Annotated in this window: 14 protein-coding genes and 1 tRNA gene; 10 read left to right on the top strand and 5 right to left on the bottom strand. The window is 71.1% G+C overall.

Annotation, left to right across the window (positions count from 1 at the left end; genetic code table 11):
* The first annotated feature begins 79 nt into the window (after window positions 1-79).
* The 3 genes from ptsP (at window position 80) to AB0F70_RS15225 (ending at window position 4,138) form a co-directional block, all read left to right on the top strand.
* Entirely contained in the window at window positions 80-1,729 is a 1,650-nt protein-coding gene (ptsP, locus tag AB0F70_RS15235; protein WP_357449379.1) for a phosphoenolpyruvate--protein phosphotransferase, read from the top strand.
* A gap of 82 nt (window positions 1,730-1,811) precedes the next feature.
* Window positions 1,812-2,690: a sugar phosphate isomerase/epimerase gene (locus AB0F70_RS15230; RefSeq protein ID WP_357449377.1), complete on the top strand. Its 879-nt coding sequence runs from the start codon at window positions 1,812-1,814 to the stop codon at window positions 2,688-2,690.
* 311 nt (window positions 2,691-3,001) lie between these two features.
* Window positions 3,002-4,138, top strand: coding sequence for a magnesium and cobalt transport protein CorA (locus AB0F70_RS15225; protein ID WP_357449375.1), 1,137 nt, complete (start codon window positions 3,002-3,004; stop codon window positions 4,136-4,138).
* 34 nt (window positions 4,139-4,172) lie between these two features.
* Here AB0F70_RS15225 and AB0F70_RS15220 read toward each other — a convergent pair whose 3' ends face one another.
* On the bottom strand, window positions 4,173-4,778 hold the full coding sequence (locus AB0F70_RS15220; RefSeq protein ID WP_357449373.1) for a TetR/AcrR family transcriptional regulator: 606 nt from the start codon (window positions 4,776-4,778) through the stop codon (window positions 4,173-4,175).
* A 489-nt stretch (window positions 4,779-5,267) separates the two neighbouring features.
* Between AB0F70_RS15220 and AB0F70_RS15215 the strand changes: the two genes are divergently transcribed.
* Window positions 5,268-6,092: a hypothetical protein gene (locus AB0F70_RS15215; RefSeq protein ID WP_357449371.1), complete on the top strand. Its 825-nt coding sequence runs from the start codon at window positions 5,268-5,270 to the stop codon at window positions 6,090-6,092.
* A gap of 521 nt (window positions 6,093-6,613) precedes the next feature.
* The gene (locus AB0F70_RS15210) at window positions 6,614-7,666 is read left to right on the top strand and encodes a pirin family protein (protein ID WP_357449369.1); all 1,053 of its coding nucleotides are present in this window, start codon (window positions 6,614-6,616) and stop codon (window positions 7,664-7,666) included.
* 85 nt (window positions 7,667-7,751) lie between these two features.
* Here AB0F70_RS15210 and AB0F70_RS15205 read toward each other — a convergent pair whose 3' ends face one another.
* On the bottom strand, window positions 7,752-8,474 hold the full coding sequence (locus AB0F70_RS15205; RefSeq protein ID WP_357449367.1) for a GntR family transcriptional regulator: 723 nt from the start codon (window positions 8,472-8,474) through the stop codon (window positions 7,752-7,754).
* A 140-nt stretch (window positions 8,475-8,614) separates the two neighbouring features.
* Here AB0F70_RS15205 and AB0F70_RS15200 point away from each other — a divergent pair, with 140 nt between their 5' ends.
* Window positions 8,615-8,914 carry a hypothetical protein gene (locus AB0F70_RS15200; RefSeq protein WP_357449365.1) on the top strand — a complete coding sequence of 100 codons (300 nt, stop codon included), beginning with the start codon at window positions 8,615-8,617 and terminating at the stop codon, window positions 8,912-8,914.
* The gene (locus tag AB0F70_RS15195; protein ID WP_357449363.1) at window positions 8,902-9,279 is read left to right on the top strand and encodes a hypothetical protein; all 378 of its coding nucleotides are present in this window, start codon (window positions 8,902-8,904) and stop codon (window positions 9,277-9,279) included. The genes AB0F70_RS15200 and AB0F70_RS15195 overlap by 13 nt, the downstream gene beginning before the upstream one ends.
* A 188-nt stretch (window positions 9,280-9,467) precedes the next feature.
* On the opposite strand, the gene AB0F70_RS15190 is transcribed toward AB0F70_RS15195, so the two are convergent.
* Window positions 9,468-9,541, bottom strand: a tRNA-Gly gene (locus AB0F70_RS15190).
* A 155-nt stretch (window positions 9,542-9,696) separates the two neighbouring features.
* Between AB0F70_RS15190 and AB0F70_RS15185 the strand changes: the two genes are divergently transcribed.
* The 3 genes from AB0F70_RS15185 (at window position 9,697) to AB0F70_RS15175 (ending at window position 12,005) form a co-directional block, all read left to right on the top strand.
* Window positions 9,697-10,185: a TM2 domain-containing protein gene (locus AB0F70_RS15185; protein WP_357449361.1), complete on the top strand. Its 489-nt coding sequence runs from the start codon at window positions 9,697-9,699 to the stop codon at window positions 10,183-10,185.
* A gap of 23 nt (window positions 10,186-10,208) precedes the next feature.
* Entirely contained in the window at window positions 10,209-10,784 is a 576-nt protein-coding gene (gene dcd / locus AB0F70_RS15180; RefSeq protein ID WP_357449359.1) for a dCTP deaminase, read from the top strand.
* A 102-nt stretch (window positions 10,785-10,886) separates the two neighbouring features.
* Entirely contained in the window at window positions 10,887-12,005 is a 1,119-nt protein-coding gene (locus tag AB0F70_RS15175; protein WP_357449357.1) for a hypothetical protein, read from the top strand.
* A 67-nt stretch (window positions 12,006-12,072) separates the two neighbouring features.
* On the opposite strand, the gene AB0F70_RS15170 is transcribed toward AB0F70_RS15175, so the two are convergent.
* Window positions 12,073-12,705, bottom strand: coding sequence for a bacterial proteasome activator family protein (locus AB0F70_RS15170; RefSeq protein ID WP_357449355.1), 633 nt, complete (start codon window positions 12,703-12,705; stop codon window positions 12,073-12,075).
* A gap of 94 nt (window positions 12,706-12,799) precedes the next feature.
* Window positions 12,800-13,777 carry an NAD(P)H-quinone oxidoreductase gene (locus AB0F70_RS15165; RefSeq protein ID WP_357449353.1) on the bottom strand — a complete coding sequence of 326 codons (978 nt, stop codon included), beginning with the start codon at window positions 13,775-13,777 and terminating at the stop codon, window positions 12,800-12,802.
* Window position 13,778: the final 1 nt, after the last annotated feature.

Below are 13,778 nucleotides of genomic sequence, written 5' to 3'. Positions count from 1 at the left end.
AAAACCGAGCCTCGCCCGGCGGGGCGCTCGCGTGTAACGTTCCGAGCGCACGCGACGACGAGCCTTGGGGAGCGTACGGATGACGAGCGAGAGGCTCACGGGGGTTCCGGCGAGCCCGGGGCGCGCAGCAGGTCCGGTGGTCCGGATGCCGGCCCGCGTGCCCGAGCCGAGGACGACCCGCCTGTCGGGGTCCGCCGACGAAGCCGTTCGCGCCGTCAAGGAGGCCGCCGCCCGGGTGGAGGCCGACCTCGCGGAGCGGGCGAGCCGCGCGTCGGGCACAGCGGCCGACGTGCTCGCGGTCACCGCGGCCATGGCCGCCGACCCGACGCTCGCCGCGGGCGCCGCCCGGCGGGTCCGGGAGGACCGGCTCACCCCGGAGCGTGCGGTGTGGGACGCCGCCGGATCGGTGGCCAACCAGCTCGAGGCCCTCGGCCCGCCCATGTCGGAGCGCGCCCGCGACGTGCGGGACGTCCGCGACCGCATAGTCGCGGCGCTCACGGGGGCGGTCCCGCCCGGTGTGCCCGACCCGGGGTATCCGTTCGTGCTGGTCGCGAGCGACCTCGCCCCGGCCGACACCGCGATGCTGGATCCGGCGGTGGTCACTGCGGTCGTCACGGCGCGCGGCGGCCCCACCTCGCACATGGCGATCCTGGCCCGTGCCCTCGGCATCCCGGCAGTCGTGGCGCTGCCCGGTGCGGGCGACCTCACCGACGGCGAGGAGATAGTCGTCGACGGCACGCTCGGCGTCGTCCTGCGCGCCCCGTCGCTCGCGGACGTGGAGGGTGCCCGACGCCGCATCACCGCCGCCACCTTCGACGGCAGGGGTGTCACGCGCGACGGGTCGGAGGTGGAGCTCGTGGCGAACGTCGCGGACCCCGCGGCGGCCCAGGCGGCCGCTGCCGCCGGTGCGCGCGGCGTCGGCCTGTTCCGCACGGAGTTCTGCTTCCTCGGGCGGGGCGAGGAGCCCAGCGTCGAGGAGCAGGTGACCGCCTACCGGGCGGTCCTCTCCCACTTCCCGGGCCGCCGGGTCGTCGTCCGTACGCTCGACGCCGGCGCCGACAAGCCGCTCCGGTTCCTCACCCCGGACCACGAGGACAACCCGGCGCTCGGTGTGCGAGGGCTGCGCACCGCCGTCGCGCACCCGGACGTGCTGGACCGTCAGCTCGACGCGATAGCGCAGGCCGCCGCCGCCGAGACCGCCGAGGTCTGGGTCATGGCGCCGATGGTCGCCACGGTCGACGAGGCGCGCGACTTCGCGGCCGCCTGCGCGGCACACGGGCTGGAGCAGTCGGGCGTGATGATCGAGACACCGGCCGCCGCGCTCCAGGCACGCCACGTCCTGGCCGAGGTGTCGTTCGCGAGCCTCGGCACCAACGACCTCACGCAGTACACGATGGCGGCGGACCGCGACCTGGCCGGCGTCGCCGCGTTGTCGACGCCCTGGCAGCCCGCCGTCCTGCAGCTCGTCCGAGTGGCGTGTGAAGGCGGCGCGATGCATGGTGCTCCCGTGGGCGTGTGCGGCGAGGCGGCGGCAGATCCACTGCTCGCTCCCGTCCTGGTGGGGTTGGGCGTAACGTCACTGTCCATGACCCCCCGCGCGCTGGCCGACGTCGCAGGCACCCTGGCAGGTGTGTCCCGGGACGAGTGCGTCGAGCTGGCACGGACGGTGCTCGAGTGCTCGACGGCGCAGGCAGCGCGCGACGTCGTACAGCAACGTCTGCTCACTTGAACCGGCACTTGAACCCTCGCTCGAACCCGATCTGAACCCACTGGTCACATCACACTCACGTTGGCGCTCTAAGGTGGCCCGCATGCCCGAACCGATTCGGACCGAACCGCACGAGCCCGCTGCACCTGACGTGCAGGTCACGCTCTCGACGGCCTCGGTCTTCCCTCGCCGTGTGCCGCTGGCCTTCGAGTCGGCGGCCGAGCTCGGCTATGACGGCGTCGAGGTAATGGTCTGGTCCGAGGAGGTGACCCAGAACCCCCGGTCCCTCGCGAAGCTGGCTGCCGACACGGGCATGCCCGTGCGCTCGGTGCACGCGCCGACGCTGCTGGTGAGCCAGCGGGTCTGGGGCCGGTCCCCGGTGGCCAAGCTCGAACGGACCGCGGAGATGGCTCTCGAGCTCGGCGCGGGGACGGTCGTGGTGCACCCGCCGTTCCGCTGGCAGTACAAGTACGCCCGGCAGTTCCAGGAGCAGGTGCGTGCGCTGAGCGAGACGACGGGCGTCACGATCGCCGTCGAGAACATGTACCCGTGGCGCGGCGGCAAGCGCGAGTTCCAGGCGTACCTGCCGGGCTGGGACCCGGCCGAGCACGACTACGACGCCGTCACCCTCGACCTGTCGCACGCGAGCGTGGCGCAGCAGGACGCGCTGACGCTCCTCGAGACGTTCGGCGACCGCCTGCGGCACGTGCACCTGGCGGACGGCAACTTCGGGGCCAGGGACGAGCACCTGGTGCCCGGCCGCGGCAGCATGCAGGCCGAGAAGGTGCTCCAGGAGCTGGTCGCGCGACGCTGGAGCGGCGACGTCTGCGTGGAGATCTCCACCCGGGCGGCGCGCACGGCCGCCGAACGGTACGACGACCTGGCCGCCTCGCTGAAGTTCGCGCGCGCCTACCTGTCGCCGACGCCGCACGATTTCCAGACTCCGCCCGGCGTGCCCCACCGTCCGCACGACGCCTGGTGACGAGTTATGTGATCCTGCTCTCGAAAGGGTTCGATTCTGCGCCTCGACGTGGCTAGACTGGCCTCCGTCGAGAACGTACGGCGCGGCGATCCGCCGCTGGGACCAAGGAGGTGGCGCGCATGACACGTAGCGAGCCTCCGAGTAGTCCGAACCGCAGCTGAGCTGACGGTTCCCCACCCGCCTTGCTGCGGGTTCTTGCGCACCGGTGCGCTCCGCCCTTCTCGGGCGTGAGGTCCACCGGTCGTTCGGCCGTCTCCGCTGCGGTGTCCGTTCGCAGTCCTTTTCCTGCGCTCGACCCCCAGGAGTTCCCCATGGCTACGTTCCTGCCCTCCCGCCCTTCGCGTCCGCTGCTCGGCGTCCGCCGTCCGCGCCGCGCCGTCAACGTGGTGCCCGACGTCGCCCCCCGCCCCGTCGCGCCCGCGCCCCGCTCGTCGGTGGTCGCCGCCGCGATCTACGACGACGGCATCCGCACCGCCGGCTACGACAACCTCGCGGAGACGTTCAGCGCGCTCCGCTCCCGGCCCGGCGGCATGGCCTGGATCGGGTTGGAGCGGCCGGACGAGGCAGAGCTGACGTCGCTCGCGCGTGAGTTCGACCTGCACCCCCTCGCCATCGAGGACGCGATCCAGGCGCACCAGCGGCCCAAGATCGAGCGCTACGGCGACACCCTGTTCGTGGTGCTGCGCGCCGCCCGCTACCTGGACGACGCCGAGGAGGTCGAGTTCGGCGAGCTGCACGTCTTCGTCGGCCCCGACTTCGTGGTGACCGTGCGCCACGGCGCCTCGCCGGACCTGGCGGCCGTACGGAGCCGCCTGGAGTCGGACCGCGAGATGCTGTCGCGGGGACCCGAGGCCGTCCTGTACGCGATCCTCGACAGCGTCGTGGACGGGTACGCGCCCGTCGTCGCGGGGCTGGACCACGACATCGACGAGATCGAGTCCGACGTCTGGGGCGGCGCCCCGGACGTGTCGCGGCGCATCTACGAGCTGTCCCGCGAGGTCATCGACTTCCAGCGGGCGGTTCGGCCGGAGCAGGCGCTGTGCGCCTCGCTCGCGAAGGGCGCCGACAAGTACGGCGTGGACTCGGAGCTGCAGGCCTACCTGCGCGACGTCGCGGACCACCTCACCGAGGCCGCCGACCGCATCGAGGTCTTCCGGGCAGCGCTGCGCGACATCCTGACGGTCGCCGCCACGCTGGTCGCGCAGCGGCAGAACGAGGAGATGAAGCACCTGTCGGAGGTCAGCATCCGCCAGGGCGAGGAGGTCAAGAAGATCTCGGGCTGGGCGGCCATCCTGTTCGCCCCGACGCTCGTCGGAACGGTCTACGGCATGAACTTCGAGGTCATGCCGGAGCTCGACTGGGCGTACGGCTACCCGGTCGCTCTCGTGGCGATGCTGGCCGTGAGCGTGGGCCTGTTCGGCGTCTTCCGCTGGAAGCGCTGGATCTGACTCGCTCCCACGCCGAAGCCGCCCTGCTTCGGCGTCAGGCGGGGACGGGCTCTCGGGCGCCTACCGCACGCAGCACGAACGACTCCGCGGCGCGGATGGTGCGTTCGCGGGCGAGGGGCTCGTCGGGGATGAGGCGGCCGGACAGGCAGGCGTTGACGAGATGCACCGTCGGCTCGATGTCCTGGGGCGGGAACGTGCCCGCATCGATCCCGGCCGTGAGGATCCGGCGGAGGATCGCCTCGACGATATCGGCGTGCTCACGCAGGCGCTGCTGCGTGGCGCGGGACAGGACCGTCCGCAGGTCCGGGCCGGGGGCGAGGTGGAAGACGCGGGTGAGCTGAGCCTGCTGGCGGATGTAGGTACGCAGCTGTTCGACGGGGTCGTCCACGCCGTCGAGCGCGCGCTCCAGCGTGTGGGCGTACTGCTCGGTCTCGTGCGTGATGAACCCGAGGAGCAGCGCTTCCTTGTCGTGGAAGTGGTTGTAGACAGCGGTCCGGCCGACGTGTGCCGCTGCGGCGATGTCGGCCAGGGTGATGGTGTCGAACCCGCGCTCCGCCATGAGCGTGGACAGAGCGGTGAAGAGCTTGTGCCTGGTCATCTGCCGGTGCTCGTGCAGGCTCTTCCCGATGATCTTGGGCATGCTGACATCATATGCCCGCGTCGTCAGGTAACTGGAACCCAGGATCGCGGTACGGGCCTGTCCTGATCGGCGACTGAGGGGGTCTTCGTGGTGACGATGGTGCGAAGCCCTCATACGCCGTCCTTTCGAAGACCGGTGGCGGAATTTCCATGCTCTTGCGCTGAGACTCAGTCGCCAGTGAATATCCAAAGGCATACATGTCGGACGCTGCACAAATAAACCGCACCCGCTGTCACGAACGTGTTTCCTCTCTGTAACATGCCTGCATCATCGCGGAAAGTGACCCGCAGTAAAGTGCGCCGCATGACATTTCTGGCGGGTGTGATTCCAGGGGAACACGCCTCGGGTCACATTCTGATCCTGCCCAGTACGAACGGCCCCGTCACCGTCAGCGAGCTTGCTGCCGCGTGGTTCTCCGACATCGAGTGGCTCCGAGAACCGACCCGCGCCTCAGGTTCTCGGCGGATGGCCGGTGCCCGGTTCCGAGGCATGGCGCAGCCGGACGCGCTGGTGCCTGGTGTCATGCGTCTGGGCGAAGGGCACGTGGCGACCGGCCCGTTCGAGGTCGGTGAGGCGCACCTCGCCGAGCTCAACATCTCCGCCACGAAGGCCGAGGCGTACTCGGTGGCCCGCGCCGACGGCCTGCGAGACGTCCGTGGTGCGGCTCCGACGTCGTACGGCGACCGGGACGGCATCGCCCGCACCTTCCCGCACGCCCTGCCGCAGGGCGAGGAGCTACGCATAGTGCAGTGGATGGTCGCGGCGGCCCGCAAGTCCGGTGGCGGAGTGCTCGTGGACGGCAGGCAGCCGCTGGTCCCGGACCCTGCCGCGTCGGTCAACGTGACGCTCTACGCGGCGCACGTCCTCCAGCCGGGCGACGTGCTGCCGATGCTCCGCTCGCTCATCGCCACCGCCGACGTCTCCGCCGAGCAGGTCACGCCGGACGGGTCGCCGCGCTACACGCTCGCCGGCAGCACCGCGTACGACGGAGCGCTCGTCGTCGACGTGGAGCGCGTCGACCGGGTGCCGCGTGCGCTCGGTTCGCTGGACTGGCGCAGCTACGGGCCATTCGCCTACCGGTTGAGCTGGGCCCCTGCCGATCCCTACGAGCTCGAGCTCGAGCAGGCGTCAGGACTGCACGTCATCGCCCGGGCCCGTATGCGCGCCTCCCTCGCCCGGCTCGCGGTGGCGCTCCAGAGCCGGATCGGGGGGATCCTCGTGGACGAGGGCGGCTTCATCACCGTGTCGGAGGAGCTGGACGCACGCAGCGATCCGACAGCAGGCGGCGCCCAGGGGTCGCGTGCCTGGGTTTGATCAACCTTTAGTTATCCACAGATCTTGTCCACAGCCCTGTGGGCGGTGCCGGAAATCCGCGCCTGTTCCTGTGGACAGAACTGTGGGCAAAGGCGGGGTGAAAATTACAACGGTGGAGCAGTTGCCGCTCGTGCGACACGCGGATAGAAACGTGGCAATGGTTCGACGATTCGGGTGCAGATGCGGTGCGCTGCAGCAGTACCGACCGGCCCGGGCATCGGACACATGGTTGACCGGAGAACGACAGGACGTCCCGTACCGCGGTGCGGGCTGTGGATGACGCCACAGGTCCTGAACGGGGCCGGAACACCGCCCGCGTCCGAACGTCCGTGGAGAACAGGCCCGGTGCCCCGGGGCTGACGGATGCTTCGGGGCCGTGACGTCGACACGGCGCCCTGGTCCTCACTGAGGGTGGACCACGGGTGCGCGGTTGTGCCAGGGCCCCCGGCCTGCCCCGGGGGCCCTGGCCGTGTCCCGGGACAGGGGGTCCCGGGCGGAGGGCTCCGGTCTAGGCTCGGCGCATGAGCAACCTCGAGACCTGGCCTGCCGAACAGGTCTGCGCGGCGGGCGAGCAGGGCGACGGCATCGAGCTCCTCAGCCCGCGTGACGTCCCGCTGGGCGGCCCGCGCTCGATGAGCGTGCGGCGCACCATCCCGCAGCGCGCTCGGTCCCTCGTGGGGGCGTGGTGCTTCAGCGACCACTACGGTCCCGACGACGTATCGGTCGGCGAGGGCATGCAGGTCCCACCGCACCCGCACACCGGGCTCCAGACGGTGAGCTGGCTCTTCGAGGGCGAGATCCTGCACCGCGACTCCGTGGGCTCGCTGCAGGCGGTCCGTCCGGGCGAGCTCAACCTGATGACGGCGGGGGTGGGCATCTCGCACTCGGAGGAGTCGCCAGAGGGGCGCCCGCCCCTCCTGCACGGTGTACAGCTGTGGACGGCGCTCCCCGGGTCGGCCCTCGGCATCGACCCGCACTTCGAGCACCACGGTGACCTCCCGGTCGCGCGGCACGACGGCGCCGTCGTGCAGGTGTTCATCGGGAGGCTGGCGGTGGCCGGCGAGCAGCTGGACTCGCCGGCGACGACGTACACGCCGCTCGTGGGAGCACAGATCGACCTGGAGCCGGGCGCGGAGCTTCGGCTCGACGTCGACCCGGGTCACGAGCACGCGCTGCTGGTGGACAGCGGCGACGTGACCTTCGAGGGCTGCGGGGTGCCGCCCGCCGGCCTTGGCTACGCGGCGCCCGGGCGGTCCGCCCTCGTCGTGCGCGCCGCTGCCGGCGCGCCTGCACGAGCGGTGCTGATCGGCGGTCTGCCCTTCGCCGAGGACGTCATCATGTGGTGGAACTTCATGGGCCGCACGCACGAGGACATCGTGCGGGCCCGCGACGACTGGATGGCGCTGGTCGCCGAGCTCGGCCCTGCGGGCGCCCCAGGGGGCGCCGGGGCGACCGGGTACACCGAAGGCGCCGCTGGACGCCGCTTCGGGCAGGTGCACGGCTACCCGGCAGGGCCGCTGCGTGCTCCGGCCCTACCGGACCTGCGCCTCAAGCCGCGAGCGCGGCCGGCCTAGTCTCTATCGGTGTCGACTGAGCCTGCGGTTCCGCTTCGGGCGCGTGCCTCGTTCCTCGGCCCGCACCCTGCGCTGCACCTCCGGCTCAGTCGATGTCGTACCGGAGCATGAACTCGCCGGCGTCGAGCACCACGTAGCTGATCTCGACCGGCGTGCCGTCCTCGGTGAACGCGGTGCGCGTGACCGACAGCACCGGTGTGCCGGGCTCGATCCGCAGCTCCTCGATCTCCTCGATGGTTGGCATCCGGCCCACCACGTCCTCGCGGAACCGCACAGGCGCGTGTCCGGCCTCGGTGAGGCGTGCGTGGGTGCCGCCCGGCCCGACATCCTGGGCGGCGATAGGTGTTCTGGCAGCTATCGCCGCAGGCAGGTACGACGTCGCGAACAGCACGGGCTTGCGCTCGCGCAGGTGGAGCCGCTCGCGCACGGTCACCTTGTCGCCCTCGGCGAGCCCGAGCGCCGTCCGCACCTTCTCGGGCGCTTCCGCCTCCGCGGTGACGGCGAGCGTGCGGACGGTGAGTCCGGCGCCGGTCTCGTCGATCTCGGCGGTCACCGTGGAGCTGCCGTCGGCTTTGCCGCCGGTGGTGTCCCGCACGATCGGTTCGAAGGCGCGGACGAAGACGCCGGAGCCGTGCCGGGTGACGGTCAGCCCCTCGTCCTTGAGCATCGACAGGCCGTGGCGCGCGGTCATGCGCGCCACGCCGTAGTTCGACATGAGCGCTGCTTCGCTCGGAAGGCGATCGCCCGGTTTGTAGGTCCCGGAGCGGATCGCGGCACGAAGATCCTTGGCGATGCTTGCGGCAGTCACACGTCCCTCTCTAGACACGGAACCCACCTAACCCGCAGCCAGTGCGTATACGCAACTTTTCGGCGTAGCGGTTGCGGTGCCCAGTTCGCGCCCAACAGGCTGTCTATGCGCCTAGAGGTAGGCGCGGAGAGGTGGGAGAGATGGCGACGATAGCGGGAAGCCTGGCCGATTCCGCGGCCGGTGCGGCGGACCTGCTGGCGGAAGTGGGCGACACGCGGATCAAGTGGGTAGAGGTGTTTCGCGACCATCTGGTCGTGCACCCGGCACGGCTGGCCGAGGGGGCGGAGATCGCGGCCCAGCTCGGGATCACCGTCGCCACCGACTACCCGGCCACCAAGCCGGGCTTCACCGTGTGGACGGGCCGTTGGAACGGCATGGAGATGTTCGTCTACGCCGAGCTGCGGGGGACCGCGCGGTCGATCCGGGCGTGGCCGACGTGACCGGGGGCTCCTGCGACGCGGACCCGGGTGCCGACCACTGCCCGACGCCGGGCACGCACCTCGCGGAGCTCGTCGGGGTCACCGCGCTGATCGCGCACATCTTCGACATCCACACCCTGGACGTCCGGGCGGGTGTCGACCACCTCGATCTCGAGGACGACGTGGTGGGCGTGCTGACCGTCGACGTCGTAGCCGCACGGGTGCCCGACGCCGTACGCCTCGCGCGGATGCTCCACCTGGCCGAGCGCCATGGGCACCACGAGAGCGAGGGCCGGCAGGTGTGGCGGTGCTGGAGCGGCTGGGTCCCGGCCGCCGAACGCGGGCTGGCGGTCTCCCTGCACCTGACCGCGCCGGTGCGGGGCTGAATCCAGCCCCCAAGAACGAGCGCCGCAGGCCCGACGGTGGGTCCGGCCTGCGGTGCTCCTGCAGGAGCTGACCGTCCTGACGACGCTGCCGGACGAGGTGTCCAGCTGAGCCGATCCAACGCTGAGCTGATCCGACTGTGGAACGGACGAAGCCCCTGGTCGGATCCTTTTGACCAGGGGCTTCGTGCTGGAGCGGGTGACGGGAATCGAACCCGCGCTATCAGCTTGGGAAGCTGAAGTTCTACCATTGAACTACACCCGCATCGTCCGGTTCTGCCCGGGTAACTGCTGTTTCAGAATCCCGCTAGGGTTCCGCAACAGCGCCCGTGAACCTGGCGCGCGACCTGATCATACCCAACCTCGCCCGGATGCCCGAACCGGATTCGGAGCGAGTGTCGCCGAGCAGCCGGAGCAGCCGTGAGCGAGCATCCCAGCGAGAAGCCCACCGAGCCGATCTACCAGGAGACGAAGCGGTTGCCCCCGCGTCCGCCGAGCAGGCAGACGCCCCCGCCGCCGCCCCCCGGTGCGACGCGCGCCATGAAGACGCCGAAGACTCCGAAGACTCCTGCGGGCCCGGCGGTCAGGTCGCCGTCGGGCGCGGCCCCTGCGAACTATCAGCAGCAGTACGACTACGACCGGCCCACGCCGCCCGCTGAGCACGTACCGGGGCGCAAATCCCGGATCACCGCGGGCCTGCTCGGGATCCTGCTCGGCGTGGTGGGCGCGCACCGGTTCTACCTCGGCTACAAGGGCCTGGGCTGGATCATGCTGCTCATCACCTTGGTATCCCTGGGGAACGCGTGGTTCGTGCCGGCGATCTGGGGCGGCATCGAAGGAGTCCTCTACCTCGTGATGCGCAAGGGCTACTGGTCGGTGGACGCGAAGCACAAGCCGCTGCAGTGGTGACGAGGGCCCAGTACCGTGTCGGGGTGCTCCTCTCCGATCGCGATATCCGTGCCGAGCTCGAGGCCGACCGCGTAGTCCTCGACCCGTACGAACCGTCGATGCTGCAGCCGTCGAGCATCGACGTGCGCCTCGACAAGTACTTCCGGCTCTTCGACAACCACAAGTACCCGTTCATCGACCCCGCGACCGACCAGCCGGAGCTGACCCGCCTGGTGGAGGCGGACAACGACGAGGCGTTCGTGCTGCACCCCGGGGAGTTCGTCCTCGGCAGCACCTACGAGGCGGTCACCCTGCCCGACGACGTCGCCGCCCGCCTCGAGGGCAAGTCCTCCCTGGGGCGGCTCGGCCTGCTGACCCACTCGACCGCCGGCTTCATCGACCCCGGGTTCAGCGGGCACGTGACGCTGGAGCTCAGCAACGTCGCGACGCTGCCGATCAAGCTGTGGCCCGGCATGAAGATCGGCCAGATGTGCTTCTTCCGGCTGTCGTCGGCGTCGGAGCACCCGTACGGATCGGATCTGTACGGCTCCCGCTACCAGGGCCAACGCGGCCCGACGGCGTCCCGCTCCTCGAAGAACTTCCACCGCACCGAGGTCTGACCACCGGGGCCGGGCGCCGCCGCCGAGGGCGCTCGCCGAGCGGTAGGCTCCCGGGTGCCCGGCGCGGACCGGGCACCCACCCGGACGTCAGAAGGGACCCCGATGGCCGCTCCCCAGCTTCCGCTCCTGCCGCGCACGGTTGCGCAGGCGCACCAGGCAAGACATGTGCTGACAGTGCCTGGCGACGTGGAGCTGGACGAGATCGAGGTCCTCGCCCTCTCTCGCTTCTCCGCCACCCGCTGGGACGTGGTGCCAGCTGGCATCCTTCCCGGCAACGTGGCGGGCGCACCGCAGGTGCGTCGCGCGCAGGGCAAGGAGGTCGGCGTGCTGCGCGTCTCGCGGCATGCGGTGATGAACGGCCCGTACCAGCCAGTGGGTGAAGGCTTCGATCTCGGCGTCCCGCCGGGGGCCGAGATGGCCTTCGACATCGTCTGCCACCGGGAGCGCGGCGAGGTCCCGTTCCCGGCGGGCGACCGCGACGGCATCGGACGGGCCTTCGCGGTCGGTATGCCGGAGCGCGAGGAGCGCCGCCTGGTCGAGTGGCTCGTCTCGGTCGCGCGCCGGCTGGGCGGCTCCCTCCGCCTGGACGTGGGCGGCCTCTGGGACGCCCCCGGTGGCCCGGCGGCGAAGCCCGGCGCCGGCGTGGTGCTCACCCCCGACGCCGGCGCGGCCATCGACATGACCGTCTACTCCGACGTCTGGCTCGACCCGCAGGCCGCGCTCACGATCCTGCAGAAGGTGCACCCGCGCGCCCGCCTCCACATGGAGGGCAAGGAGTGGGGCGGCCCGCCCCGGGGCATCGCCGACAAGCCGCTCTACCCCGGCGACCCCCTGGACCCCGAGCTGCGCAAGAAGCTGCACGCGGCCGCCGACGACTACGACATCAAGGCCCTCACGGGTCCGCGGGTCCTCGACGGGTACGGGCTGATCGTGGACCTCGACGTCGACGGGATCGTCTCGGTGGAGATCTCCGGCGAGGAGAAGCTGCCGCGCCTGCTGCGCGGCCTGCCATGGGCCGAGCAGGGCGCCGTGCGCTATTGGGTGCACTGGGAGCCGCACGACCTCGTGGAGTCGCAGCGCGAGTTCCCGTCCATGGAGCTACGAGTCGCGCGGAAGCGCGCGGCGGAGCTGGTGGCCCGGCTTGCCGGCGCCGTCCACACCGCCGCTGGAGGCGAGATCGCCGACGAGGATGGCTTTCTGGTAGACCCCTCCGACCTCTGACGTCGCTCTTGACCCGCCCTGCCGGTCCCGCGGGGACCGGCAGGGCGAACGCGTCAGGCGCGGCGAGTCAGAGGTACTGGCCGGGGGTCCGGCGCTCGCCGCCGGGCTCCTCGTCCTGCGCGCCGGGCATGGTGGGGCCGCCAGGACCACCGGGGCCGAACGCCCCCGAGCCGGGCGGTAGCGCGCGGCGCATCTGCGAGAGCTGCGCCTGGGCAGCCATCTGCTGCGCGACGAGCGCCGTCTGGATGCCGTGGAACAGGCCCTCGAGCCAGCCCACCAGCTGCGCCTGCGCCACCCGGAGCTCGGCGTCGGACGGCGCGGAGTCGTCCGAGAACGGCAGCGTGATGCGGTGCAGCTCGTCGACGAGGTCGGGTGACAGACCGTCCTCGAGCTCGCGGATCGAGCGCTCGTGGATCTCGGCCAGGCGCGTCCGGGCGGCTTCGTCCAGCGGTGCGTCGCGGACCTCGTCGAGCAGCCGCTTGACCATGCCGCCGATGCGCATGACCTTTGCCGGTTCCTCGACCTGACCGACGACGGCCTCTGCCTCGTCGATCGCTTCCTCTGCGGAGCCCTCGGGCCGGCGGCCCGACGGCACGGCGGCGCCGTCGGGCGTCACGACCTGGGGGTGCACGGTGGGCGCTCCCTCGGGGCGGTCGCCGCGCCGTTCGTCTGACTGGGGGATGGCTCGCTCGTCGGTCATGAGTCCAGTCTTGCCCGGATTGCCTGTCGCCCGCATTGCAGTATCTCGGCGCGGCCGAAATTGTCGACCATGCCTATATATAGGCACGCGATGATCAGGGCACCAGCAGAACCTTGCCGAACGCCTCTCCTGACTCCAGCAGGTCGTGCGCGGACTGCGCCTCCGCGAACGGGATGCGGGCATGCACCACTGGCTGTACGCGCCCGTCAGCGACCAGCGGCCAGACGTGCTGTTCGGTATCGGCGACGATGCGCGCCTTCTCGTCCGCAGGCCGGGACCTGAGCAGTGTTCCGGTGACCGTCCCGCGCCGGGCCAGGAGGTCGCTGAGGTCGAGCTCGCCCCGGCGCCCCTTTTGCATGCCGATGACCACCAGGCGCCCGCCCCTGGCGAGCGCCCGGACGTTGTCGCCGAGCGCGCCACCGCCGAGCAGGTCGAGCACCACGTCGGCACCGCGGTCGTCGGTCGCCCGCCGGATCTCGTCGGCGAAGTCCTGCTCCCGATGATCGATCACCAGGTCCGCCCCGAGCTCGGCGCAGCGGGCGGCGCGCTCGGGCCCGCCGGCCGTCGCGGCCACGTGTGCACCGAGCGCCCGGGCGACCTGGATCGCGAAGCTGCCGATGCCGCCGGAACCGCCGTGGACGAGTACCCACTCCCCGGCGCGCAGCCGACCGACGTCCACGAGGTTGTTCCAGACCGTGCACGCCGCCTCGGGAAGGGCTGCCGCATCGACCAGGTCGACGCCATCGGGAACCGGGAGCACCTGCGTCTCGCGGACCGCGACTTCCTCGGCGTAACCGCCGCCCTCGAGCAGCGCAACCACACGGTCACCGGCGCGCCATCGCGACACGCCGGGGCCGACACGCTTCACAATTCCCGATATCTCAAGACCCGGCCAGTCGGGCGCACCCGGCGGAGGGGGGTAGTATCCGGCGCGTTGGAGCAGGTCAGCACGGTTCACGCCAGCTGCAGCGACGGTGATCACCACGTCCCTTTGGCCAGCAATCGGGGGATTCAGGGATGAAAGGGAGAGTTTCCCTGATGGGCCCGGTCCAGATATCGTGACGGCTCGCACA

The sequence above is a fragment of the Promicromonospora sp. NPDC023805 genome, from assembly GCF_040639635.1.
Taxonomy (GTDB): domain Bacteria; phylum Actinomycetota; class Actinomycetes; order Actinomycetales; family Cellulomonadaceae; genus Promicromonospora.
Note: the sequence above shows the minus strand (reverse complement) of the source record. Positions and strands in the feature narration are given on the sequence as shown.

Bases quoted from the DNA above. Each gene is read 5' to 3' on its own strand.
- AB0F70_RS15215 (WP_357449371.1), top strand. From the start codon at position 5,268: ATGGCGCAGCCGGACGCGCTGGTGCCTGGTGTCATGCGTCTGGGCGAA.
- AB0F70_RS15200 (WP_357449365.1), top strand. From the start codon at position 8,615: ATGGCGACGATAGCGGGAAGCCTGGCCGATTCCGCGGCCGGTGCGGCG.
- AB0F70_RS15230 (WP_357449377.1), top strand. From the start codon at position 1,812: ATGCCCGAACCGATTCGGACCGAACCGCACGAGCCCGCTGCACCTGAC.
- AB0F70_RS15175 (WP_357449357.1), top strand. From the start codon at position 10,887: ATGGCCGCTCCCCAGCTTCCGCTCCTGCCGCGCACGGTTGCGCAGGCG.
- AB0F70_RS15220 (WP_357449373.1), bottom strand. From the start codon at position 4,778: ATGCCCAAGATCATCGGGAAGAGCCTGCACGAGCACCGGCAGATGACC.
- AB0F70_RS15225 (WP_357449375.1), top strand. From the start codon at position 3,002: ATGGCTACGTTCCTGCCCTCCCGCCCTTCGCGTCCGCTGCTCGGCGTC.
- AB0F70_RS15210 (WP_357449369.1), top strand. From the start codon at position 6,614: ATGAGCAACCTCGAGACCTGGCCTGCCGAACAGGTCTGCGCGGCGGGC.
- AB0F70_RS15170 (WP_357449355.1), bottom strand. From the start codon at position 12,705: ATGACCGACGAGCGAGCCATCCCCCAGTCAGACGAACGGCGCGGCGAC.
- ptsP (WP_357449379.1), top strand. From the start codon at position 80: ATGACGAGCGAGAGGCTCACGGGGGTTCCGGCGAGCCCGGGGCGCGCA.